Below are 24,637 nucleotides of genomic sequence, written 5' to 3' on the forward strand. Positions count from 1 at the left end.
GCACACGGCAGGGAACACCGTCAGTGAGGAGACCGATGTCCGGGCTTGGAAGATCGTCCCTGCTGCCACCTGGCCTCCAGGGGTATGAGCGGTCCTGGCTCGGGCGGGACGCGCTCGCCGGCGTCACCGTCGCCGCCTACCTGGTGCCGCAGGTCATGGCGTACGCCGCCGTGGCCGGGCTCCCGCCGGTCGCGGGACTCTGGGCCGCGCTGCCTGCCATCGTCCTCTACGCACTGATCGGGTCCTCGCGACTGCTCTCGGTCGGCCCCGAGTCGACCACCGCGCTGATGACCGCCGTCGCCGTCGGACCGCTCGCCGGCGGGGACCCGGGCCGGTATGCCGTGCTCGCGGCCGCCCTCGCAGTGGTCGTCGGCCTCCTGTTCATGGTGGCCTGGGCCGTGCGGCTGGGATTCCTCGCAGACCTGCTCTCGAGGCCCGTACTCGTTGGGTACCTGGCGGGTGTCGCCCTGATCATGGTCGTCGACCAGCTGCCCAGGCTCACCGGAGTGCGCACGACGGGCGCGGACTTCCTGCCGAAGCTGTACTCCTTCGCCATGAACGTCGGGCACGTCCACTGGCCGACCGTCTGCCTGGCCCTGGCCGCCCTCGCCTTGCTCTTCGCCCTGCCGGGGCACTGGCGTCTCCTTCCCCGGCCTCTGCTCGCCCTGGCCCTCGGCACTGCCGTGATGGCCGCGTTCGGACTTGACGACAGGTACGGGATCCCCGTGATCGGATCCGTACCCTCCGGGCTGCCGCTGCCGGGGCTTCCACCGCTCGGCGACCTGACCCAGCTGGTGGTCCCCGCGCTGGGTGTCCTCCTCGTCGGATACTCGGACGTGATCCTGACCGCCCGGGCCTTCGCGTCCCGGGCGGATCCGCAGTCGCTGGACCCCAATCGTGAACTCCTGGCTCTGGGGGCGGCGAACCTGGGAGCGGGCGTCCTCCACGGGTTCCCCGTCAGCAGCAGCGCCAGCCGGACCGCCCTCGCCCAGTCCTCGAAGGCCAGGAGCCAGGCCTACTCCCTCTTCGCCGCGCTCACGGTGCTGCTGGTCCTCCTCTTCCTGGGCCCCCTCTTGGCCCGCACGCCGAGCGCCGTCCTCGGCGCCATCGTCGTCTATGCCGCGGTCCGGCTGGTCGAGGTCAGCGAGTTCCGACGCCTCGCGGCCTTTCGCCGACGCGAACTGCTGCTGGCCGTTGGATGTCTCGTGGGCGTGCTCGCCCTCGGCATCCTGTACGGCGTCCTCGTCGCCGTGGCGCTGTCCGTCGTGGAGCTGCTGGCCCGCGTGGCCCGTCCGCACGATGCCGTGGAGGGGATGGTCCCCGGGCTCGCCGGCATGCACGACGTGGACGACTACCCGACGGCGCGGACCGTTCCGGGGCTGCTGATCTACCGCTACGACTCGCCGCTGTTCTTCGCCAACGCGGAGAACTTCCGCCGCCGGGCCCTGGCCGCCGTCCACGAACAGGAGCCTGGGACCCGGTGGTTCGTCCTCAACACCGAGGCGAACGTCGAAGTGGACATCACCGCCCTGGACGCCGTGGACGCACTCCGCCAGGAACTGGAGCACCGCGGAATCGTCTTCGCTCTGGCCCGGGTCAAACAGGATCTCCGCGAGGACCTGGACGCGTACGGGCTCACCGCCTCTGTGGGCGCGAGCCGCATCTACCCGACCCTGCCCACGGCTCTGGAGGCCTACCGGGCCTGGAGCCGGGAAGCCGGGACCGAGGAGGCCTGAGCCGACCTGGGGCCGGGTGTCCCCAGGAAGGGCCGTCCGGCCCCTCTGGAAGACGGCGCCGGTCAGCCAGTGTGGGAGCAAGAGCACCATTCCGCCGAGGAGGCTGGTGGCAGTCATGGGTTCCAGGGGTTCCTACGTGTACGACTTCGCCGAGGGCAGCCGTGACATGGCCGACCTGCTCGGCGGCAAGGGCGCCAACCTGGCGGAGATGGCACGCATGGGACTGCCCGTTCCGCCCGGCTTCACCATCACCACCGAGGCCTGCCGGGCCTTCCTGGCCACCGGCGAGCCGCCGGAGGACCTCGACCGCCAGATCGGCGAACACCTCGAAGCGCTGGAGCGGGCCGCCGGCAAGAGGCTGGGACAGGTCGACGATCCACTGCTGCTGTCGGTCCGTTCAGGAGCGCGCTTCTCCATGCCGGGCATGATGGAGACCATCCTCGACATCGGCCTCAACGACCTGTCGGTACTCGGACTGGCCAAGACGCCGGAGCGGGAGCGCTTCGCCTGGGACTCCTACCGTCGACTCGTGCAGATGTTCGGAAGTGTCGTCATGGGAGTCGACGGCGCACTGTTCGAAGGTGTGCTCCGGCGCGTCAAGGAGCAGCACCACGTCACGGACGACTCCCGGCTGGACACCTGCGACCTCATCAGGATCGTCGAGACCTTCAAGGACCTCGTCCTCGAGCGGACCGGTCGCACGTTCCCGCAGGATCCGCGCGAACAACTCCGCGAGGCGATCCTCGCCGTCTTCACCTCGTGGAACGGCGAGCGTGCCCGCCTCTACCGCAGGCGCGAACACATCGCGGACGACCTCGGCACGGCGGTCACCATCCAGCGGATGGTGTTCGGGAACCTCGGTACGGATTCCGGCAGCGGCGTCGCCTTCACCCGCGACCCGGCCACCGGCCGCCGAGGCCTCTACGGCGACTACCTCGCCAACGCACAGGGCGAGGACGTCGTCTCGGGCGTCCGCAACACCGTGCCGCTGCACGAGCTGGCCACCCTGGACCCGACCTCGTTCCAGCAGCTGCGCGCGCACATGGAACAGCTGGAAAACCACTACAGAGACCTGTGCGACATCGAGTTCACCATCGAACACGGCACCCTGTGGATGCTCCAGACCCGGATCGGCAAGCGCACCGCGCAGGCCGCCTTCAGCATCGCCTCGCAACTGGCCGACGAGGGCCTCATCTCGGCGGACGAAGCGCTGGACCGGGTCGACGGCGCCAAGCTGGCCCGCCTGATGTTCCCCCGGTTCGACACCGACGCCGCGGCTCCGGTCATCGCCCGGGGCGTACCCGCGTCGCCCGGAGCGGCCGTGGGCGCGGTGGTGTTCGACTCCTCGGAAGCGGTCCGCAGGGCTGCCGCCTGCGAGAAGGTCGTACTGGTACGGCAGGAGACCACCCCCGACGACCTGCCGGGCATGCTCGCCGCCCAGGCGGTGCTCACCAGCCGGGGCGGCAAGACCAGCCACGCGGCGGTCGTCGCGCGGGGCATGGGAAAGGTCTGCGTCTGCGGCGCCGACGCACTGTCCGTGGATTCGGACGCGCGCCGGTTCGTCGCCGGTGAAGTAACCGTGTCGGAAGGCGAGATGGTCTCCGTTGACGGCTTCGACGGGACGGTCCGCCTCGGCGCCGCACCGCTGGTCGAATCCGAGGTCGTGCGCTACTTCGACGAGGGCGGGGAGCTGTCGGACAACGCCGGACAGCAGGCCTGCGCCGAAGTGCACCGGCTCATGGAGCACGCCGACGGCATCCGGCGACTGGAAGTGCGGGCGAACGCCGACACTCCGCAGGACGCGGCCCGTGCCCGCCGTTTCGGCGCGCAGGGCATCGGCCTCTGCCGCACCGAGCACATGTTCCTCGGCGACCGTCGTCCGCTGGTGGAGGCCATGATCCTGGCCCGCGCCGACGCGGAACGGGACGCGGCGCTCGCCGCACTCCTGCCGTTGCAGCGCGAAGACTTCACCGGAATCCTCGCCGCCATGGACGGCCTGCCGGTCACCATCCGGCTGCTCGACCCGCCCCTGCACGAGTTCCTGCCCGACCGCACGGAGCTGGCCGTGCGCCTCGCGCGGGACGAAGCGCTCGGCCGGTCGGCCACCCCGCGTGACCGGGAGCTGCTGGCCGCCGTCACGCGTACGCATGAGGAGAACCCCATGCTCGGCCTGAGAGGGGTCCGGCTGGGCCTGGTGGTACCCGGACTGGTCGCCATGCAGGTGCGCGCGATCGCCGAGGCCGTCGTGGCGCGCAAGCGGGCGGGCGGCGACCCCCGAGCCGAGATCATGGTCCCGCTCGTCGGGGCGGTCGAGGAACTCCACCTCGTGAAGGAGGAGGTGGCCGGAGTGCTGTCCACGGTGGCACAGGAGACGGGCGTGACGGTGGAGTGCCCGGTCGGAACCATGATCGAACTGCCCAGGGCCGCTCTGACGGCCGGCCGCATCGCGACGGAGGCGGAGTTCTTCTCCTTCGGAACGAACGACCTGACCCAGACCACTTGGGGCTTCTCCCGCGACGACGTCGAAGCGGCGTTCTTCTCCGCCTACCTCGACAAGGGCATCTTCCCGACCTCCCCGTTCGAGACGATCGACCGCGAAGGTGTCGGACGCCTGGTGGAGATCGCGGTCCGCGAAGGCCGCGCCGCCCGGCCCGACCTCAAGATCGGCGTCTGCGGGGAACACGGGGGAGACCCGGCCTCCGTGCACTTCTTCCACGACGCAGGCCTTGACTACGTCTCCTGCTCACCGTTCCGGGTCCCCGTCGCCCGCCTCGAAGCCGGCCGCGCGGCACTGCACGAACGCCGGGCGGACGAAATGAAGTGATACTGCCGACGCGTATCCCCTTCGGTACTCGCCGCCGCTGTTCAGTCGCCCGCTGAGGTACAGCCTGCCGAACGCGAGGGCCGCGTCACACGCCACGGACGCGGCGGCCCGAAGCGGTTACCCGCCCTCCTGTTCGACTTCTTGCCGCGCGTGTCGTCCGGTGGGACTACTCGTTAGGATCACGGTCCTTTGGTGCGTTGACCTGGGGCCTTGTGACGACGAAGGGTTTTCCCGCCGCCATGGCCCACAACTCGCCTTACCTGGAACCGGCCCAGTGCAACGACACCGTTTCACCTCTGGGGCAGGTGCTGCCCGCGGTACACCCGAAGACGCTGCGGGACGAACTCGTCTTCGCCGCGGAGTGGGTGTCCCAGTACCTGACCGACCTCCCGGCGAACGCGGTATCCCGTCCCATGGCTCCGGCCCACCGGACGCGATTGCGCGAGGCGCCGCTAGCCGAGACGGGGCAAGAACTGGGACGGGTACTGGACTTCGTACGGGACGAGATCGCGCCGCACCCCACCGGCAACGGGCACCCCGCGTTCTTCGCCTGGGTCAACTCCCCACCCGCACCAGCCGGTCTCGTGGCCGAACTGCTGGCTTCCGCCATCAACGCGACCTGCGGGATGGGCGAGAACGCCCTCATGGACCTGGAACGCGGCACCGTCCGCATGCTCGCCGGCCTGGCCGGGCTGCCCGACACGACGGGCGGAGTCCTGGCCAGCGGAGGCTCCATGGCCAACCTGCTCGCCCTGGCCACCGCCCGTACCTGGTTCCTCACCCGCCGCGGTTCCGGCGACGGCCCCGCCTACGACCGCGACCACGCCCGCCTCACGCTCTACTACAGCGCCCAGGCGCACATGTCCGTCTCCAAGGCCGCCGCCTGCATCGGTCTGCCGGCCCACCGGCTTCGTCCCGTCCCCACCGACGCGTACGACCGCCTGGACCCCACCGCGCTGCGCACCGCGGTCACCGCCGACTTGGACGCGGGCCTGCTGCCCTTCTGCACCATCACCACACTCGGTACCACCGCCACCGGCGCCGTCGATCCCCTCGAACCCGTCACCGACCTGTGCCGGAGCACCGGGATGTGGCACCACGCCGACGGCGCCTGGGGCGGCCTCGGCGCCGCCGTCCCCGCCCTGGCCTCCCTCTACCAGGGCATCGGAGGCGTCGACTCCCTGACCGTGGACCCGCACAAGACGCTCAGCGTGCCAGTGGGCTGCGGAGCCCTGCTGGTCCCCGACCCGGAGCACTTGCACACGGCATTCGCCCACCGTGCCTCCTACCTCACCCCGGGCGAACCGGATGCCCAGCCCTGGCTATCCCACGCCACCATCGAGCTGACCCGACCCGGCACCCGGGCACTGGCCCTGTGGGCCACCCTCAACCACCTGGGTCGCGGCGGCGTCACCACCCTGATCGAGCACTACCTCACGCTCGCCGAACAGTTGCGAGACAAGATCACTGCCGAACCCCGGCTCCAACTCGTGGCAGGCGGTCCCTGGCCGGTCGTCTGCTTCCGCATCGCCGACCCGGGCGAGGAGGAGCCGGACACCCTGCACACCGGCGTCGCCCGCCGCGTACAGGACAACGGACGCGCCTACCTGGCCACCGTCGCCGCGCGAGGCCGCACTGTCCTGCGTGCATGCATGTGCAACTACCGGACCACCACCGACGACCTCGACCTCCTGATCCGTGAAGTCCTCCACGCCGCCGACACCCAGACCACCCGCTGACTCCGGCGAACCGGCCGGCCGGAGCGGAGCTGGGAGCTGGCCCAGCATGCTTCTGCGCTTGTCGGGCACATCCGCTCGGCAGGGACAGCAGATACGTTCACGGCTCTGCTCATGGTCAATCTCGCCGCATTCCGTCATGCCCATGGTCAATATGAGTCCGCGCAGCGGCTGCTGGAGCTGGAACTGGAATGGCTGGTACACGCTGGCAACCCGGACGAGGGGGATGGCTGCCCAGGCGCGCGCGTCGCTGGCTCATCTTGTGCAGCTGCGCAAGCAAGACGGTAGCGCCGCCTGCATGGCCGGATATCTGGGCCCTGTGCTGGCCTATCTGCGCCGACTCGAGGGCCGCCTGCACGACAACGTCGCCGACCCTTCAGTGCAACGGTGCTGATGGGGACGATGGCGATCAGCACTGCACCGCAGCCAACGAGGATGGCGGGGGCGCTGGCCCGGTCCATGAGGAAGCCGCGGACGGCAAGGCTGGCCACAGGGGAAGGCGTACGGCGGCGCTCAGCGCGAGGGCGCCGATGAGGCTCCGGTTTCGAAGGCGCCCGAGTAGGAGCCGAGCAACCCTGCTCCGGCATGGCGGCTGTCGGTGACGAACAGGGCAGGGCGACTTCGATGGGACCGAAGGCAAGGTGAACACCCAGGTCAGCGGGGCGAACAGGGCGTGCTTGCCGCCTTGCCCGCAGGCGTGAAACAGAGAGGAGGCGCCCAGGAGCCCGACGTGCACGGCCGGGGTGAGCAGCCCCGCCAGGTGCGCGAGCGGAACCGCCCCCAGCGGCAGGGCCCGTGGCGCGGAGTCGGTGACCAGGAGCCGCCGCGCGGAGAGCCGCCGCATCCACCTGCCCGGGATCAGCCCGGGCATTTGAAGAAGCTGCCCATCCCGCGGGCCAGTGTCGTGGCTGCCATGCGCCCGGACTCCTCGGATACCGATGCTGACGGTTTGCTGACCTTCAGCTATCCGAGGCCCAATTGACCTGCGAAAACGTTGGTGTGCCGCGCTTTGTTCTGGAACTGGATCGGCCGGTCCCAAGAGGACGTCGCACAGGCCCGCGAAGACTGGATGAACGGCACACGCTACGGCGAGGGGTAGTACGTTTCACTGCCTGGCAGGCACTGCCCGCAGGACTAGGCTCGGGTCGTGGGACATCCTGAGCAGCGCGCCGAAGGCGCAGGACCGTTCACGACCCGGCTCACCTGGCACCGCCCTGAAGGGGAACTGGTGGTGTGGGAGTCGCGGCTCGCGCGCAGGCGTGGGGCGTTGTCGGTCCACGGTCCGGGGGACTCGGTCATCATGTCCCAGACCACCGACGCAAAGGCCCTCGGCCGCCTTCGAAGACTCAATGCCCTCGCCTCAGGCGCGTTCTTCATCGGGGGAGCACTCTTCGCCCTCGGCGCCGCCGTAGCCCAGTTCGGATCGGGCGACGTGGTCGAGAGTGCCTCGGTCTATTTCGCGGGCGGCCTGTTCTTCAACTTGGGGGGCTATACCTCGCTCTTGCAGGTGCTGAACGCACCTCGCCACTCCCCGGGCGGTGGTCCACTACTCACTGCCGACTGGAGGTGGTGGGGGTACGAGCCGATGCGTTTGGACTGGCTGAGCGCGTTCGTGCTGTTCGTAGGGACGCTCGTGTTCGGCATCAATCTCCTCGGCTCCTTCCTGCAGGGGCTCACGGTGCAGCAGACCAACCGGCTGATCTGGGCTCCCGACGTGGTCGGGTGCGTGCTCTTCCTGGTTTCCGGGCATCTCGCGTTCGTCGAGATCTGCCATCGGTCCCGGCCCTGCTTCCGCTCGCGCAGCCTCGGCTGGTGGATCGTTGCGGTGAACCAGTTCGGGTCGGTGCTCTTCATGGTCTCGGCGCTGGCCGCGTTCACCCGGCCTGCCACCGGCAGCCTGGTCAACACCGACATCGCCAACTGGGGGACGATGCTCGGCGCGCTGTGCTTCTCGCTCGGGGGCGCGCTCCAGGCCTTCGAACGACCGTAGGCCACGGTTGGCTCCGTGGCGCAGCGGGCAGTCCCTTGGCTGGACCTTCAGTGTCCTTCATGGTCGGTCTGCTGTCGGTTGTGACGGGGGCGCGTGACAATGCGGCGCCGGGTCATACCGGTTCTGGGGTGAAGGCGCACAACTCGTCGGCTCCGGCATGTACGACGCCGTAGCTGCTCTCGGGTACCTCGTTCCAGGCACCGGGCAGATCGCCGAGGGGTTCGGACACCACCAGGCGGGTCTCGTCGGACACTTCCTGAAGGAAGGTGACTTCGGGGTGCAGCTTGCGCAGCGAATCCACCCGGCTGCTGTAGAAGAGCGACCGTGAGGCGCCCTGGCTGGAGTAGCGGAAGGCCCACACGCTCGTGCCGTTGGTGACGGCGACCGTCATCTGCATCGGGTTCTCCACGCCGTGTTCGCGGCCGACGCGTTCCACCAGCCCCACCATCCGGGCGACGGCGCCCGGCGGGTCCTCCTCCAGGCCAAAGGTGAGCGCAAGGTAGAACATCATCTCCGAGTCCGTCGTTCCCTCGATCTCGGAGTACAGCGCGGGGTCGACGAGCATGGCGAGGTCCCGCCGCATGGCGTGGAAGCCGGCGACGGAGCCGTTGTGCATCCACATCCAGCGGCCGTGGCGGAACGGATGACAGTTCGTCTGCTGTACCGCCGTGCCCGTCGATGCCCGGATGTGGGCGAAGAACAAGGGGGAGGTGACGTGGTCCGCGAGCTCCCGCAGGTTGCGGTTGTTCCAGGCGGGACCGACGTCTCGCATGAGGGCGGGGGTGCCGACGGTGGTGCCCTCCGGGTACCATCCGACGCCGAACCCGTCACCGTTCGTTGTCTCGACACCCAGTTTGGAGTGCAGGCTCTGATCGATCAGCGAGTGGGCCGGTTTGTAGAGGATGGTGTCGAGCGGCAGGGGTGTTCCCGAGTAAGCGAGCCATCGGCACATGAGCGATCACCTGTTTTCCTCACCTGAACCTGCGGGAAGACCTCCTCCCGCTCGCCCCGGCTTCCGGAATCTGCAATGAGTTTGCCGGTCACCTTGCCACCGCACTCCGCCGCCCTGCCATCGAGCGCGCTGAGAATGGAGTGGCGCCTCCTCCGTGCTGTGGGCGAGGCCGTGCCCGCTGATCGGGTGGCTCTCACTCCGGCCACCCCTATTTTCTCGTGTTTTGCCGCGCCTTGCCATGCGGCGCGGATCGGACGGCGATCGCTCCGGTTTCGTGAGCGCTGGAATCAGCCGAGCCGTCCGCTCCGCCGTCGGCGGGGCGCATGCGTTCGGCCGCACGGCCTCCGGACGTAAGCAGGGCGAGTGTGGCGAGCAGGAGTAGGGCCAAGTGGTTCCCTGGTGCGAGCGTCAGGGCATGCTGAGCGGCGCATCGGCGGGGATCCGGCACCGGCGGGCTTCCACCCAGGCGCTCACGCGCTGTCACGGTGGCTCGCGCCCGGCGAGGGCGGCGGCTTGGCGCATCCTCAGCGGCAGGAAGCGCGATGAGCTTCTGACAGGAGGAATTCGTGCCGCAGAAGGCCGGACTCCGCAGCTGGACGGGACGCGCCAAAGCTACCTCTTCGCACAGCCGTTCACCCCTTTGGATGCGCACCGCTCGCGCCGGCCCGCGGCGCGCAGTCCGCTGTGAGGTGAACCAGTACGGGCAGGAGAGGACACGTCATGACACACGAAGGCGGTACGGCCTCAGGCCCGCAGGACTCCGAACTAGAACAGCTCCATGCCCGGCTGGCGGCACTGGAGGCGGAAAAGGCGGCTCGGGAGCCTCACCACCGGTGGAGAGCCTTCTTCGCGGCGCTGCTCATCGTCATTGGCTGTGTGCTCGCCCCGCTCGCAGCCGTCTCGGCGTGGGCGTCGAGCGTGGTCGGCGACACGGACCGCTACGTGCAGACGGTCGCCCCGCTCGCTTCCGACCCGGACATCCAGGCGGCAGCGGCCAACCGGGTCACCAACGCTGTGATGGAACACATCGACGTCCCGGCCCTCCTGGAGGGCGCGGCTCCCCAGGACCGGCCCCTCCTGGAGAAGGCACTCGGCAAACTCGGCAACTCCCTCGAGAGCGCCGTCGCCAGTTTTGTCCACGACAAGGCGCAGGAAGTCATCGCCTCCGAGACCTTCGAGCGGATCTGGACCGAGGCGAATCGCCGCATCCACGCCGCGGTGGACAAGGCGCTCACCGGGAGCGGGGGAGGGGCGGTGAAGATCAACAATGACTCGGTGACCGTTGATCTGGGACCGGTCGTCGATCAGGTCAAACAACGCCTCGTCGACGAGGGTATGACCGCGGCCGCCAAAATCCCCGAGGTCAAGACCGACTTCACGGTCCTGCGCGCCGACAACATCGGCAAGGTCAAGACCGGATTTCGGCTGCTGCAGATCGCCGGCAACTGGCTGCCCGTGCTCTCGGTGCTCCTGATCGCCGCCGGCGTGCTCCTCTCCCGTCACCGCCGACGCGTACTCATCTCGGCGGCGCTCGCCTTCGCCTTCGCCACACTGATGCTCGGCGTCGCCCTGACCGTCTTCCGCGTGGTCTACCTGAACGCGCTGCCGGACACGGTCTCGCAGCCCGCCGCCGGGAGCGTCTACGACGCCATGACGCACTACCTACGCACGACGGTCCGGATGGCGGTGGTACTCGGAGTGGTGGTCGCCCTGGCAGCCTGGCTCACCGGCTCCGGCCGCTCCGCCACGCTCGTGCAGCGGCTGTGGCACTCCGGCATCGGCGCCGTCCGCACCACAGCGGACCACGCGGGCCTGCGCACCGGCCCGGTCGGCCCGTTCGCCCGGCGCCACCGTAGGTGGATCACCTGGATCCTGGTCGCAGCAGCCGTGCTCACCGTCATCCTCTGGAGCTACCCGACCGGCTGGGTCATCCTGGGCATCGCGCTCGTCCTTCTCGTCGCACTGGCACTGGCGGAATTCCTCGCAGGCGATGGCACCAGCCGGACCACAGCGCAAACAGGAGTACAAGAACGGGACGTTCGCTGAGCGTCTGGCCGTCACCGCGCGAGCGGCCACATCGGCAGACGGGAAACCGCACTGCGCTCGGTCCTCACCGTCCTCGCCCTCGTCCTCGGACGTGCTCTTCGCACGCGGCGTCGGCAAACTCACCGGCGCCACTGACACCCACGCGGTCACCAAGACCAGTCTTCTTCGGCAACTACACGTGGATGGAGGCGACCTTCCAGGATCCGACACACGCCGAATGGGCGCTGTGGCAGCTCGCCACGAGCGCGGAGGGGCGTCATGCTGGAACCGGAGGCCACAATCCCCCGTTTCAGGGCCGCGGAGGAGACCACGAATGCGGGGCGGGCGAGCGACGCGCAGCATGGAGGGATGGTTGTGCTCTCGCGGCCGGGGAACGTTTGAAGGTCTCCGCGTCCCAGCCATCGACCGGGATCCCCGTCGAGTGGGCTCCCTTTGGGTGCAGACCAGGAGAGCTTGGACCGAGGCTTTTACCGCGTTCACCTCGCATCTGCAACGGGTCCCGCAGGGACCATGCCGTCCCGCCGCCCACGCCCCCAGCACCCTGGAGGCTCGTATGTCCCGCCGCATTCCGTCCTGCCTGCCCCAAAGGTCCTGTACAGCTCTCGCAGTCCTCCTGACGGCCGCTCTGGTCACCGTGCCGACCGGCCCCGCTCATGCCTTCACCGGTGGCAATCACGAGGACATCACCCGGGCGGCACTGCCCTGGGAGCCCCTCACATTGACCGAGATGGCAGACGCCCGCGACGGGGCGATCAACGCCAACGACCGCCCGCCGTACTTCGATGTCGGCCCCCTGCACTGCGACAACGCCGACTACCTCACCCCCCGCTACGCTTCCGGCTATCCCCGGACCCGGGACGAGGCCACCACCGAGCTCCTCGCGTGCATCCGTACATCCGTCACCCGCTTCCGCAACGCGGTCGATGCCGCCGACGGCCTCGTCGACGCAGACGGCAAGGTACGCGCCGACCAGAACGACCTGTCCTCGCACTGCACCTGGGACGGGAAGCCCCGACGGGCCAAGTGCGCAGTCCTCGAACAGCTGGGTCGCGGGTGGCACCAGATAGAGGACTTCTACTCGCACTCCAACTGGAGCGACCGGCCCGCGAGCGGACCGATCGGCCTCGACAACCCGCCCGGCCTGGAGCGGAAGGGTACGGCGCCGTTCCTCGACATCCGCCGTTACAGCACCATGAACGACGCCGACTGGACCCGGGACGCCCGTGAGCGCATCCCCGCGGAGCTCGCCACAGGCTGCTACCCCGACTTCGATTCCACCGGCGTCAAGCCCCCCGACTGCGACGGCCGTGTCTCCCACAACCGAGCCCTGAACAAGGACACCCCCGCATCCGCCCGCTCCAAGACGGGCGACAACTTCCGGCGCGCGACGGCCGGGGCCACCGCCGAGATCACCCGCCAGTGGAACGACTTCAAAGCCGAGCTGCTCGCGAAGTACCCAGATCACCGGCGCGGCGCACAGATGGTCTGCGCCCTCGTCCACGATGACCCGGCCGGCGCCTGTCCCTGACAGGGGGTGCCCCTGGCGTCACGTGGCGAGGTGGTCGGCGGTCGGGAAGGTGCTGCCGCCACCGACCGCCATCAGGATCCGTGCTCCGGTCCTGACGCCGACTCCCGGTCGACGTGCTGGTCGTAGGGAAGCAGCCCGAGCATGTCGAGCAGAACCTCGCACTCCGCGGGGTTTGCGGCCCGAGCCGCCACCGCACGGCGAGCTGCCGCACGATCGGCCGGAGCCCATGCGGACAGCACAGGCGGATCGTCGCACGCGAACGGATCTTTCATGAGTCGATGCGACCACACCAGCGTGGTGACGGCAGCCTGCCGTGCTCCACTCGCCACGACAGCGAACGGCGACCCGGAACCAAGCCGGTCGCCTTCCTGGTCCACCGGATCTGTCCGGTCCCGCACTACACCGAGCCGGCTCCCACGCGCCTTGATCCTCAATCCGGCAAGCTCACGCGGTAGTGGCCCCAGCAGTGATCAGCGCGCCGACCGCCGGCAGGCCGGCTTCGGCCAGGGCGCGGCGCTGGCGGTCGGCCGACGTTCCCCGCTGGAGCAGCCGGTGGACGAGCGAGGTCACCTCGCGGTGATCACCGTGCTCTTCGAGGGCGGGGCCGATGTACCGAAGGAGCGTGCACAGCACGTCCCCGCTGCTCCGTAGACGGCCCGTCGGGTCCACCAGCGTGCCGCCCAGTCCGTGTCTGGCCGCGTGCCACGTCGCGGCCTGCAGGAGCTCCGGTCGGCATGGCACGAGAGCGACTCCCGCCTTCTCCTCGGCGATCGCGGTGGCGGCGAGCCCGCGAACGACACCGGCGAGCATCACCGCGTCGTCCGCCTCCAGCTGCACGTCACAGCAGCGCACCTCAACCGTCGGATAGCTCTCGGAGAGCCGGGCGTGCCAGTACAACTGCCCCCTGTCCGGGATCACCCCGGGTTCCACCAGCGCATCGGCCCGCGCTTCGTAGTCCGCGAGCCCCGTGAAGTGCGGTGGCGGGCCGCTGACCGGCCAGCGGCCGAAGATGATCGTGCGCCAGCTGGCGAAGCCGGTGTCCCGCCCGTCCCACAAGGGCCCGTTCGCGGACATCGCCAACAACGTCGGAAGCCAGACACGCAGCCGGTTCAGGACGGCCACCCCGGTCTCGCGGTCGGGCATCCCCACATGGACGTGCATCCCGCAGATCAGCTGCTCATCGACCAGCAACCGGGCCTCTTGCTGCATCTTCACGTACCTCGCCGTGCTGGTGACGGGTACGGGCGAGGCGGACCTGACCGGCGCGGTGGCAGAGGCAGCGATGCGGCAGCCGTTCGCCTGCGCGGCGGCGGCGACCGCCTGGCGCAACCGCAGGAGATGGCCTCCCACCTCCACGAGGGCCGTGCACACAGGGGTGGCGACTTCGATCTGGGCCTGCAGCAGCTCGTCCTGGACCTCTCGCTCGTCCGCGATGGGCGCCAGGCGGGCCGTGGCCCGTACCTGCTGCACGAGCGGGGTAGGAAGGAGTGTCTCCGGGTCGACCAGCAAATACTCCTCTTCGACCCCAACAGTGATCATGCTGGGTGGTACCCCGTGCCAGATGTGATCACTCAGGCGAAGGGCGATTGCCACACCATGAGGCGCAATCCGGTGCTCCTCGCGTCAGTTTCGTGCAAGTCGAACTCTTGTACCGTGCCGTGCGAGTGGACCTCCGCGGCAGGGCCTTTTCCGCGACCCTGAGACGGCCGACCTTCCCGCCACCTGACTTTGCTGCCGGCGGCCAATGAGACTGCGCGTCGCAACGGCGGTGGTCAACATGCGGCGCGTACCGCCGGGTGGTGCAATGGGCATGGTGGCCGGAGGCCTTCGAACGTGCTCGGACAATGACTGGGATCGCCACGGGAAACCGTGCCGCGCACATCGCGTCGGCCGTGCCCGACCGGCAGGAGGCTCCATGCACAGGGACTCCGGGGCGCGCGGTCGCCTCGTACAGCGTTGGTCTGCACGGCTTGCCCTCGCGGCCGGGCTCGCGGCAGTGGTGATCTTGCTCGTGTTCGCCGGAATCAAGAGCATCGCGCTCTTGGGCGTCGGGCTGGCCGGATTGGCCATTTCGGCAGCGAGCCTGTGGTGGGCACTGACCCTGCGGGGGCCCGTCAGGCTCCTCGCCTTCGCCTTGGCCGCCTTCGCCCCGACTGCGGTGCTGGCGCTCTACGCATGGGCGGATCTGCTGTGGGTCGTACTCGTTTCCCTTGCCTTGTGGGCCATCGGGGTTTCCGTCGGCGGAACGGCACTCAGCAGGGAGGCCGGGCAAGTCGGCACCCCGGAGATGCGGACTGCTCCTCCCAAGCGTCCCTTCCTCATCATGAATCCACGATCAGGTGGTGGAAAGGTGGGGAAGTTCCACCTCAAGGGGAAGGCCGAAGCACTCGGTGCCGACGTCCTCCTGTTGGACACAGCTCATCAGCAGGACGTGGTCGCGCTCGCCGAAAAGGCAGTCCAAGACGGCGCCGACCTCCTCGGAGTCGCCGGCGGGGACGGCACACAGGCCCTGGTCGCCGGAGTCGCCGCCAGGCACGGCATTCCCTTCATGGTGATCTCGGCCGGAACCCGGAACCACTTCGCCCTCGATCTCGGCCTGGACCGGCGCGACCCGTCGACCTGCCTGGATGCGCTGACAGATGGCGTCGAACTGCGCATCGACATCGGTTTCATCGGTGAGCGAGCCTTTGTCAACAACGCGTCCTTCGGTACCTACGCAGCCGTGGTGCAAAGTCCCGCCTACCGCGACGACAAGGTCCGCACCATCCTCCGCACGCTTCCCGACCTGTTGACCCACCGACGCGGTCCCAGGCTGGCCGTCCGCGTCGCGGACACGGTCATCGACGGGCCCCAGGCCGTGCTCATCAGCAACAACCCCTACCGGATGGGTGACCTGGCCGGTCTCGGACGCCGTGAGGTGTTGGATTCAGGTGCCCTCGGCGTCCTGGGCATCAACGTCGACAGCGCCAAGCAGGCGGCCGAATTGCTTTCGGGAAAGCACGCGCCCGGTCTCACCACCTTGATCGCCCAGGACGTCGTCATCGACGCGGACGAGCCCGAGATCGAAGCCGGCGTCGACGGTGAGGCGCTGACCTTGCCAACGCCCGTACGCTGCACGATCCATCCCAGGGCCCTGCGCGTACGGGTACCGCGCCACCGCCCTGGTGCGCCCCGGACGAGGGCTCCCATGGACTGGCGGCGGCTACGGAAGCTGGCACTGAGCTGAGACACCGTCGTCCGAAATTCCTGGCCGCGGCACGGCTCAGGGCTTTTTCGTAGCCGCCCGCTTCGCGCCTTTGCCCGTGCTGGTGCTGCTGCGGCCTGGCTTTGCCGGAGCGCTCTTTCGCGTTGTGGTTTCCTCCGTGCCTGCGACCGTCCGCGATGGCGCTGTCCGGGTGGAGGCGGTCGGCCACTTGAACTCGATCTCCAGTTCGACCTCCCCGTTACCGATCTCGATCTCTATTTCGCTGTGAAGGTCGTCGGGGATCCATAGGCTCACCGTTCCGTGGCCGAGTTCCAGTTCGGCATCCCCACTACCCCGCAGCGCGGCTGCGAGTGCTGTGAGCTGGTCAGCTGCCTCAAGACGTGACAGCGAGCGCTTCTGCTCGAACTTGAAGTCCTTCATGGGTGTCTCCGTTCCGGATGCAGCCTGCGTGCCGGGCCGCCCCTAGATGCCTTCCTCCGCTTCATCGCTCCGCGGACCGCGAGCGGTGTACATCGCCCAGAAGACGAGCCGGCCGCTGTCCCGATACCGGTCTTGCCTCCCTGCACGCGTGTCCGTCGTCGGCTCCCGTAACGCCCCGCGCAACCCACATCGCGTGCGGCCGGTCCGACTACTCCCAATCTCGTCTTCTCAGGTTCACTGCGCACCTCCGGGTGCGCGGTGGGCGGTTCCCGACGAGAAGCTCGCACGCCGTCTGCGCAGGTCAGGGGGGTTTCGTCGCTTGCTGAAAATTGACCCGTCACGGTTCTGGGCTTTCAGCACCCACGGAAGGAAATCCCTCGTCCGCGCTCACTGCAAGTCGGCGCCCCGTCGTTGGGCTTTATGCCCGCCGCCATGGCGCGGGCATGCGCCCTGGCCGGATGGGTTCTACGGTTGAAGGATCCCCACATCCGCGGAACTCGGCTCCCAACGCTCGCAGATCTTCCGCAGGATCCAGACTCATCAGGAGGGCACGCCACATGTCCACTGCATCCGACACCCCTGTTCTGGACACCCTCGCCGCCATGACGGTCGACTCGATCGAGCGATGCGGGATGGCCCCTGACATGCTTCTGCTCACGCGCCTGGCGGCACTCGCCGCCTCGGACGCCCCGCCGATCTCCTACCTTGCACACATCGACCCCGCCCTCAAGTCCGGCGTGACCGCCGAGCAGCTGCAGGACGTCCTGGTCGCCATCGCGCCCATCGTGGGCACCGCCCGGGTCATGACGGCAGCAGGCAACATCGCCACGGCACTCGGCATCGCGATCGCCGTCGCCGATGCCGAAATTTCAGCCGAGGGCTGAGATCAGCGGCCCGCCCCGGCATTCGGTGATCCGCACGGCCGACATCGGCGGAAAGCCACAGATCAGACGGAAGACCACAGAACTGCCCTTGCCTTCGACGTGCCTGCGCCGGGCGTCCAGGCGGCGGCAGGACCAGGCAGGGAGGGTACGCGATGTCCCAGAACGCGACCGCGGCGATGCGCGCTGTACGTCACAGCACGCCCGAGGATCGCGCGGCTTTCGGCAAGGAGGCGCGTCGCCGCTCGCCGCGGTCGGACCACGCTGTGTACATGCCGTCTCCTGACCGGCCGGACCCGCTGGCGATCCTCAACGCGCAGTCCGCGGCACGGGTGCCCGAACTCGTCCCGATCCGCTACGGCCGGATGATGGAATCCCCCTTCCGCTTCTACCGGGGTGCCGCCGCGATCATGGCGGCCGACCTGGCCGACAGCCCGACCGCGGGACTCACCGCCCAACTGTGCGGGGACGCACACATGCTGAACTTCCGTCTGCTCGCCTCCCCGGAGAGGCAGTTGGTGTTCGACATCAACGACTTCGACGAGACGCTGCCCGGTCCCTGGGAGTGGGACGTCAAACGGCTGTCGGCGAGCCTCGCGATCGCGGGCCGGGCGAACGGCTTCGACGACGCCGAGCGCGCCCGCATCGTGAGCTCCACCGTCCGTTCGTACCGCAAGGCGATGATCCGCTTCGCGGAGACGGGCAACCTCGACATCTGGTACGCGAAGATCGATGCGGACCTCCTTGAGTCCCTTGCCGCGGGCCGAGTCGGAACGAAGCGCGGTCGGAAGAACCTGGCCCGTGCGATGGTGAAGGCCCGCACCCGCGACAGCCTGCAGGCTTTCGACAAGCTCACCGAGACGGTCGACGGCCGGCCCAGGATCGCGGCGGACCCCCCACTGCTCATCCCGGCCGGGGACCTGCTGCCGGACGTCGAGCGCAGCGCGCTGGAGCGCCAGTTCCGCGGCCTGATCGAGCGGTATGGCGGCACTCTCGCTTCCGACCGGCGGACGCTTCTGGCGGACTACCGACTGGCGGACGTCGCCCGCAAGGTGGTCGGTGTCGGCAGCGTCGGCACCCGGTGCTGGATCTTCCTCCTTCTCGGCCGGGACGACCAGGACCCGCTCTTCCTTCAGGCCAAGGAGGCCGACACCTCGGTGCTCGCCGCACACGTCGGCGCGAGCCGGTACCGCAACCAGGGCGAGAGGGTGGTCGCGGGCCAGCGGTTGATGCAGGCCACGAGCGACATCTTCCTCGGCTGGGAGCGGGTGGAGGGCATTGACGGCAAACAGCGCGACTTCTACGTCCGTCAGCTGCGCGACTGGAAGGGCATCGCCATGCCCGAGAGGATGCGGCCGAAGGACATGCAGGTGTTCGGCGAACTGTGCGGGTTCACCCTGGCTCGCGCGCACGCGCGGTCCGGCGACCGCATCGCGATCGCCGCGTACCTCGGCAGCGGCGACTCGTTCGACCGGGCACTCGCCACATTCGCGGAGGCATACGCCGACCAGAACGAACGTGACCACCAGGCCCTGGTCGATGCCGTACACGAAGGCCGGCTACCCGCGGAGGAGCCGGGGGAGGCCTGACAGCTGGTGAGGTGCGTGCCGGCGGCGCGCTCGGCAGCTGCATCGTCCCGTCGCACGGGGAATGCAGCTGCCGCAGCGTACGGGGCTGCCCCTCTCGCGCCTTGAGGACTCCCGCCCGAAGTGACACACCGGTGACCTGGATCTCCGCCAACCGGCTGACCCCGAGGGCGGGTCGCGGATCGTCTTCCGCAGTGGCTGGGAAGATGCGCGTATGGCATCCAGAGCAGGCACTGCCGAGAGCCCGGCAACGGCGCGACTCGTTCTACCGACACTGGCGGCCGGTCAGTTCCTGATGGCGCTCGACAGCTCTGTCATGAACGTATCGATTGCGACGGTGGCCGAGGACGTCGGCACGACCGTCGCCGGGATTCAGGGGGCCATCACCGCCTACACCCTGGTGATGGCGATGTTCATGATCCCCGGGGGCAAGATCGGGGCGCTGATCGGCCGCAAGCGCGCCTTCATGATCGGTTGCGTCATCTACGGTTGCGGCTCCCTGACCACCTCCCTCGCACCGAACCTTCCCGTGCTGCTCGTGGGCTGGTCGTTCCTGGAGGGGATCGGGGCCGCGCTGATCCTGCCGGCGATCGTGGCACTGGTGGCGGGCAACTTCTCCGCGGAGCGCCGTCCCGCTGCTTATGGGATGGTCGCTGCGGCCGGCGCGGTGGCGATCGCCGTCGGCCCGATCATCGGCGGTGTCGCGACCACGTACTTCTCCTGGCGATGGGTGTTCGCGGGCGAGGTCCTCGTCGTACTGGGCATCCTGGCCCTTGCCCGTCCGATCGCCGAGACGGTCAGCGACGAACGGCCGCGCATCGATCTCATCGGTACCGTGCTCTCGGCTCTCGGGCTCGGGAGCTTCGTCTACGGTGTGCTCCGCTCGGACGAGTGGGGCTGGTTCCAGCCCAAGCCCGACGCACCCGCCCTGCTCGGGATGTCCCTGACCGTGTGGCTGATGCTGCTGGGCATGGGGCTCACCTGGCTGTTCCTCCGCTGGGAGGCCCGCCTCGTGCAGCAGCACAAGGAACCCCTCCTCGACCCCGCGATGCTGCAGAACAAGCAGCTGACCGGCGGGCTGACTATGTTCTTCTTCCAATACCTCGTCCAGATGGGCATCTTCTTCATCGTCCCCCTCTACCTCTCCGTCGCCCTGGGCCTGTCCGCGCTCGCCACCGGCGCCCGCCTCCTGCCGCTCTCGGCGACCCTGCTCGCAGCCGCCGTCCTCATCCCGCGCTTCCTCCCGGACGTTTCACCGCGGCGAGTGGTACGGAGCGGAATCACTGCGCTGCTCGCCGGTGCGGTGATCCTGATGGCCGCGCTCGACGCGGACGCCGGAGCGGAAGTGGTCACCATTCCCATGCTCCTGATCGGGCTCGGGATGGGCGCACTCGCCTCCCAGCTGGGATCCGTCACGGTCTCCGCGATGCCGGAGGAAGCCAGCGCGGAGGTCGGCGGTGTCCAGAACGCCGTCACCAACCTCGGCGCCTCGATCGGTACCGCACTCGCCGGATCGCTCCTGATCGCCTCGCTCACTTCCTCCTTCCTCGCGAGCGTGGAGCAGAATCCGGCGGTCCCGGCCAGTGTGAAGAGCCAGGCGGCCGTCGAACTCCAAAGCGGCGTGCCTTTCCTCTCCGACGCCCAACTGAAGAGCGCCCTTGACGAAGCGGGCACCAGCGAGGAGCTGACCCAGGAGGCGCTGGACGCGAACGCCGCCGCGCGACTCGACGGGCTGCGCGCCGCACTCGCCATCCTTGCCTTCGCTGCACTTGTCGCTCTGTTCTTCACCCAGCGCATTCCCACGACCCAGCCCCGCTCGATCAAGGCGTAACCAGCCCAAGGCGCTCGCTTACACCTGCGTCGGACGGCGGGCGGCGGGCGCCGACGCAGACGATCCGTGCCCACGTTGCGGGATTCATCAGGCCGCGGAGGAGTACGAACGGGCCAAAGCGAAGCTTCTCGCCTGACTCCACTCCGTTCAGCCGGGGTTCCTCTCAGTCATACCTCCGCTCTCTCCCCGCCGCATCCGCTGATCGAATCCGAGCGCAGGCTTCATCCCACTGGCCGTGGACGGCGGTCCGGCTCCCGGGCCGGCACGGCGGCCACTGAGGACGACGTGCGGCACCGCTCCGGTCGCGAGACCCGGGAGGAGCGCCTTTGCTGGACTGGCAGCGGGTGCACCGCTGCTCGCGGCCACCCCGCGGAGCGCCCTCCAGGAGACCTCTATGGAACGTCGGCCGAGTCGGCCTGACCCCTCCCGCGGCACTCCTGCTCCGGACACGGAGCGGACGGAGTCGGCGGCACTGCCGCGCCGTATCGCGGAGCTGGAAGTCAGCGGGAGACCGAGCCGGCATCGGAGGCGTTCGACTCTGTCCGCTGTGCTGGTGATCCTGGCCGCGTTGCTGTCCGTTCTGTCGGTCGTCGCGGTGGTTCGCGAGTTCCTCGACGACTCCGGCGTGGCGGACGGGAAGCGTCGGCATGGCGGCGAGAAAGAGCCGCGGCCCTCATGAGCACGCCACCGCAAAGTGACGGGGACCGGCGGCTTCACCCGCACCACATGCGCCTGCTCCTGCCACTCCTGCGTTCAACGGTGGTGGTGGCAGCCACCACCACCGGCTACTTCCTGCTCCCCTTCGACCGCGGTCTCGACCAGCGCACCGTCACGGTGCTCCTCCTGGGCCTGGTGGGAATCGGCGCACTGCTCGCCCTGCAAGCGGTCAGCATCATCGGTTCGTCGCACCCCCGGTTGCGTGCGGTCGAGGTGCTGACCACTGCCGTCCCGCTCTTTCTGCTGCTGTTCTCGGCCACTTACTTCCTGTACGGGCGAGAGCAAGGAGCGCACTCCTTCTCCGAACCGCTCAGCAGGATCGACGCCCTGTACTTCACCGTGACCGTCTTCGCCACCGTCGGCTTCGGTGACATCGTGCCCGTTTCTCAGACAGCACGGGTGCTCACCACCTTCCAGATGGTGGCCGACCTCATCCTGGTGGGTCTGATCGCGAAGGTCATGGTGGGGGCGGTACGGCTCGGGCTGGAACGACGCCGGTCCTCATCGGCACCGGAGGAACGCGAACCGTGATCCTCGCCCTGGCTGGGTGCGGCGACCGCTCTGCGGCTTCCGGCCCGCCCGGCCCGCGGGCAGCGACGCGCCGCCCGCGCGAGAAGGCGGCGGGCGGCGGCAGCATGCGGGACCGATGTCAGAGTTCGAGGATGCGGCGCTTCTGGTCCTCGAACTCAGCTTCCGTGAGCACGCCTTGTTCCTTGAGCTGACCGAGGTCCTTCAGCTGAGCGAGCTTGGCGTCCATTGACGCCGCAGGTGCGGGTGCGGGTGCAGGTGTGGGCGCCGGAGCGCTGTTGGCCTGCTGGGCCGGCGCCGCGGCGGTCTGCTCGTCCTCCTGTTGTGCCCATCGGCCGGCCTGGCGGCGCGACACCCGGTTCGAGACGGCGGTGGCAGTACCGGCAACGACTGCGGTGCGGGCGATCCCGCGGAGTAGACCAGGCATGGCAGGTGTCCTTGTCGTGGGGCGGGTTTCGGCCGCTAGGGGCGGGTGGAACCCGTCTCGACGGCCTCCAGAGTCGCCAGCAGATCCTCTGCCGGGATCCTTCCGTTGGCCACCATCCGGGCTCCGCTGCGGCGCAGGGCTGCGGCCAGCGGCGCGGCCCATACGTTCTCGTACACGAGGACGCCCGCGGAGTTGCCGGGCTCCAGTACGTTGGCGGCTTCTTGAAGGTCGTCCTCGCCGAGCAGGCCCGAGGAAGCGCCTTCGAAGACGGCGAGGTCGAGCTGACCGTCGCCGTCCATGTCTGTGATCTCCAGGGCCCTGACCGAGCCGTCTGCGTCCTTGCGCACGAACGACAGGTCGAGGATGCGGATGATGTGCCGGTCGACGAGATCGAGCAGCAGAGGAAGGCCTTCGCCGGTCATGCGATTACCGGGAAACTCCAGAATCAGGTAATCGACAGGTCCCATCTCGGAGAATTCGTCGACGCTCATACCGCCTCCTCGCCTGGTGTCCTCCGGCGATGTGCGGCAGCCGCACCTCGCCGACCGAACTCATCACCGCCTCCAATTCCATCACCGCACCAGCGTGAGCGCACGTTCGCGGCCCGCCCCGCCACGCTCCGGTGGCTCGCTCGCTCAGCCCTGGCGCCGCCGCGGCCGTACTCCACCGTCTTCAGGTGAGTTCGTAGAGGCTCCTGCCCGCCAGCCAGAATCCCGCCGCCAGGGACAGGACGACGACGGCCTGGTCCTGGTGGCTCGTGATCGTGTGGAGCAGGGTCTGGAGTCGGGCGCCGGCGCGAGCGGGCCGGAACGTCGCGTACAACTCCATCGCCAGAAGACTGGAAGTGGCCAGCAGGCAGTAGAGCATCAGCGTCAGCCAGGTGACGGCGTGGGACAGGTCGGCGTTCATGACGATCGCGCACCCCGCTGCGACCAGGCCCCACGGCTGGAGCAGGACGGCCATGCCGGCCGCCGACCATCCCGAGGTGTCACGCACCCTCGCCAGCCAGGCCGGTTCTTCCCGGGGGCGGCGGCTCCCCCTTCGCTTCTTGTGCGTGCCGTAGACGATCAGACCGACTCCGATGGCCAGCTTGGCGGCGAGGGCGGCGGTCGAGGGGGCGGTGTGCGCCCTGGGCGGTGATCCGCCGGTGAAGAGCAGAACGCAGGAGATCACCAGCACCAGGCACGCGAGCCAACCGAGGATGAAGGCGAGCCCCTTGCGTACGCCACGGTCGGCGGACAGCAGCAGGATCAGGGCCATGCCCGAAAACGGGATGAGTGTGATGGCCAGGCCGATGAGGATCAGGTCGAGTGTCATGTGTGTGCGCTCTCTTCAGCGATGCGCGACGCCGCCCGTGGTTCGGCCGGATCCTGTTGCGGCCAGTGCCTGATCGCAGCAGGCGTGGACTCTTCGTTGAACCCAGCCAGCCATGAACACGGCGGATGCGCGAAAGGTAGGCGTCCGTTGGGGCGATCCTGCGAACCAGCCTCGCCCCGACACCGCCGAGCACGGCACCGGGCAGCAGCGGAGGCCAGCGGACGGCACCTCCCAGCAGCAGGTGCTGGCTCCACCACCACGAGGCCGTCTGGCACAGCAACGTGAGCGGAAGACCCAGCCACAGCCCGGCACCGAACCATCAAGGCCCCGACGACGCCGGTGGCCTCCTGCAAAGATTCGGTTCCGGAGTGGTACACCTGCTCCAGTTGTTCGTTCGCGGCACCAGTGAGCCCAAAACCGCGCGGACGGAACTGAGGAGCTGGTTCTGCACGCCCTGTGGTGCGAAGGAACCGACCACGAAGAGGAGTGGGACAGCTGTCAGAAAACACTGTGCCGCCGGCCTGGTGGCTGCGTCCAGAATGTTCACCGAAAGCATCCGAGACGCCCGCAGGACACTACGTCGACCGGCAGCGCCTGCCGGGCGCGAGCTCGACCCGGCGGTCTATCCGGACGCCGACCCTGCCGCGCTCGTCCCCGGGGCGTTGGTGTTCCGGATGACGCCGAGGCCGGTGGGCCTGGACGACTGGCGCCAGTGGTGGTGCTACGCCCCGGACGCCTGCTGGCGCCGACCGTTGGGCAGTGCGAGCACCCTCAGCGGCAGGGAGCTGCACCCGGTGACCCAAGTGGCCCACGAGGACGCCGCCGCCTATGCAGCCTGGGCCGGCAAGGAGCTGCCCACAGAGGCAGAGTGGGAGTTCGCCGCCCGCGGCGGGCTCCGCGGAACCCACGAGTC

Annotated in this window: 19 protein-coding genes and 2 pseudogenes; 15 read left to right on the forward strand and 6 right to left on the reverse strand. The window is 68.9% G+C overall.

The window, feature by feature from the left end; all coding sequences use genetic code 11:
* Positions 1 to 35 precede the first annotated feature (35 nt).
* The 6 genes and pseudogenes from AC3IYI_RS35165 to AC3IYI_RS35190 all read left to right on the forward strand — a co-directional run bounded on the left by AC3IYI_RS35165 (position 36) and on the right by AC3IYI_RS35190 (position 8,286).
* Positions 36 to 1,736, forward strand: a complete 1,701-nt coding sequence (locus AC3IYI_RS35165; protein ID WP_489407478.1) for a SulP family inorganic anion transporter — start codon at positions 36 to 38, stop codon at positions 1,734 to 1,736.
* Positions 1,737 to 1,851: 115 nt separating this feature from the next.
* Positions 1,852 to 4,560 carry a pyruvate, phosphate dikinase gene (gene ppdK / locus AC3IYI_RS35170; RefSeq protein WP_489407479.1) on the forward strand — a complete coding sequence of 903 codons (2,709 nt, stop codon included), beginning with the start codon at positions 1,852 to 1,854 and terminating at the stop codon, positions 4,558 to 4,560.
* A gap of 239 nt (positions 4,561 to 4,799) precedes the next feature.
* Positions 4,800 to 6,299 carry a pyridoxal phosphate-dependent decarboxylase family protein gene (locus AC3IYI_RS35175; protein ID WP_489407480.1) on the forward strand — a complete coding sequence of 500 codons (1,500 nt, stop codon included), beginning with the start codon at positions 4,800 to 4,802 and terminating at the stop codon, positions 6,297 to 6,299.
* 136 nt (positions 6,300 to 6,435) lie between these two features.
* Complete coding sequence (locus AC3IYI_RS35180) at positions 6,436 to 6,690, forward strand: hypothetical protein (RefSeq protein WP_489407481.1); 255 nt, start codon at positions 6,436 to 6,438, stop codon at positions 6,688 to 6,690.
* 615 nt (positions 6,691 to 7,305) lie between these two features.
* A pseudogene (locus AC3IYI_RS35185) lies at positions 7,306 to 7,389 on the forward strand (pirin); the annotation flags it as partial.
* Between the two features lie 54 nt (positions 7,390 to 7,443).
* Positions 7,444 to 8,286 (forward strand): hypothetical protein, encoded by an 843-nt coding sequence (locus AC3IYI_RS35190; RefSeq protein WP_489407482.1) that lies wholly within the window; start codon positions 7,444 to 7,446, stop codon positions 8,284 to 8,286.
* 112 nt (positions 8,287 to 8,398) lie between these two features.
* On the opposite strand, the gene AC3IYI_RS35195 is transcribed toward AC3IYI_RS35190, so the two are convergent.
* A complete protein-coding gene (locus AC3IYI_RS35195) occupies positions 8,399 to 9,238 on the reverse strand; it encodes a class II glutamine amidotransferase (RefSeq protein ID WP_489407483.1) in 840 nt (279 codons plus the stop codon).
* 720 nt (positions 9,239 to 9,958) lie between these two features.
* Between AC3IYI_RS35195 and AC3IYI_RS35200 the strand changes: the two genes are divergently transcribed.
* The gene (locus tag AC3IYI_RS35200) at positions 9,959 to 11,284 is read left to right on the forward strand and encodes a hypothetical protein (protein WP_489407484.1); all 1,326 of its coding nucleotides are present in this window, start codon (positions 9,959 to 9,961) and stop codon (positions 11,282 to 11,284) included.
* 727 nt (positions 11,285 to 12,011) lie between these two features.
* Entirely contained in the window at positions 12,012 to 12,812 is an 801-nt protein-coding gene (locus AC3IYI_RS35205) for a CinY protein (protein ID WP_489407485.1), read from the forward strand.
* A gap of 444 nt (positions 12,813 to 13,256) precedes the next feature.
* Here the strand turns inward: AC3IYI_RS35205 and AC3IYI_RS35210 are convergent, their stop codons facing one another.
* Positions 13,257 to 14,351, reverse strand: a complete 1,095-nt coding sequence (locus tag AC3IYI_RS35210; RefSeq protein ID WP_489407486.1) for a carboxylate-amine ligase — start codon at positions 14,349 to 14,351, stop codon at positions 13,257 to 13,259.
* 376 nt (positions 14,352 to 14,727) lie between these two features.
* Between AC3IYI_RS35210 and AC3IYI_RS35215 the strand changes: the two genes are divergently transcribed.
* A complete protein-coding gene (locus tag AC3IYI_RS35215) occupies positions 14,728 to 16,038 on the forward strand; it encodes a diacylglycerol/lipid kinase family protein (RefSeq protein WP_489407487.1) in 1,311 nt (436 codons plus the stop codon).
* A gap of 36 nt (positions 16,039 to 16,074) precedes the next feature.
* Here AC3IYI_RS35215 and AC3IYI_RS35220 read toward each other — a convergent pair whose 3' ends face one another.
* A complete protein-coding gene (locus AC3IYI_RS35220; RefSeq protein ID WP_489407488.1) occupies positions 16,075 to 16,437 on the reverse strand; it encodes an amphi-Trp domain-containing protein in 363 nt (120 codons plus the stop codon).
* Positions 16,438 to 16,994: 557 nt separating this feature from the next.
* Between AC3IYI_RS35220 and AC3IYI_RS35225 the strand changes: the two genes are divergently transcribed.
* From AC3IYI_RS35225 to AC3IYI_RS35245, 5 genes are all read left to right on the forward strand, one after another.
* Positions 16,995 to 17,321, forward strand: a complete 327-nt coding sequence (locus tag AC3IYI_RS35225; protein ID WP_489407489.1) for a carboxymuconolactone decarboxylase family protein — start codon at positions 16,995 to 16,997, stop codon at positions 17,319 to 17,321.
* A gap of 152 nt (positions 17,322 to 17,473) precedes the next feature.
* Positions 17,474 to 18,907: a DUF2252 domain-containing protein gene (locus AC3IYI_RS35230; RefSeq protein WP_489407490.1), complete on the forward strand. Its 1,434-nt coding sequence runs from the start codon at positions 17,474 to 17,476 to the stop codon at positions 18,905 to 18,907.
* Between the two features lie 211 nt (positions 18,908 to 19,118).
* Positions 19,119 to 20,735 carry an MFS transporter gene (locus AC3IYI_RS35235; RefSeq protein WP_489407491.1) on the forward strand — a complete coding sequence of 539 codons (1,617 nt, stop codon included), beginning with the start codon at positions 19,119 to 19,121 and terminating at the stop codon, positions 20,733 to 20,735.
* A 547-nt stretch (positions 20,736 to 21,282) separates the two neighbouring features.
* A complete protein-coding gene (locus AC3IYI_RS35240; RefSeq protein WP_489407492.1) occupies positions 21,283 to 21,414 on the forward strand; it encodes a hypothetical protein in 132 nt (43 codons plus the stop codon).
* Entirely contained in the window at positions 21,411 to 21,983 is a 573-nt protein-coding gene (locus AC3IYI_RS35245; protein ID WP_489407493.1) for a potassium channel family protein, read from the forward strand. Before AC3IYI_RS35240 ends, AC3IYI_RS35245 begins: the two co-directional genes overlap by 4 nt.
* A 118-nt stretch (positions 21,984 to 22,101) precedes the next feature.
* On the opposite strand, the gene AC3IYI_RS35250 is transcribed toward AC3IYI_RS35245, so the two are convergent.
* The 3 genes from AC3IYI_RS35250 to AC3IYI_RS35260 form a co-directional block, all read right to left on the reverse strand.
* Positions 22,102 to 22,407: an SHOCT domain-containing protein gene (locus tag AC3IYI_RS35250; protein WP_489407494.1), complete on the reverse strand. Its 306-nt coding sequence runs from the start codon at positions 22,405 to 22,407 to the stop codon at positions 22,102 to 22,104.
* A 35-nt stretch (positions 22,408 to 22,442) separates the two neighbouring features.
* On the reverse strand, positions 22,443 to 22,898 hold the full coding sequence (locus tag AC3IYI_RS35255) for a DUF6325 family protein (protein WP_489407495.1): 456 nt from the start codon (positions 22,896 to 22,898) through the stop codon (positions 22,443 to 22,445).
* Positions 22,899 to 23,079: 181 nt separating this feature from the next.
* Entirely contained in the window at positions 23,080 to 23,724 is a 645-nt protein-coding gene (locus AC3IYI_RS35260) for a GAP family protein (RefSeq protein ID WP_489407496.1), read from the reverse strand.
* Between the two features lie 674 nt (positions 23,725 to 24,398).
* Here AC3IYI_RS35260 and AC3IYI_RS35265 point away from each other — a divergent pair.
* Positions 24,399 to 24,569: pseudogene (locus AC3IYI_RS35265) on the forward strand (SUMF1/EgtB/PvdO family nonheme iron enzyme); the annotation flags it as partial.
* Positions 24,570 to 24,637: the final 68 nt, after the last annotated feature.

The sequence above is a fragment of the Streptomyces sp. GL_148 genome (assembly GCF_057834205.1).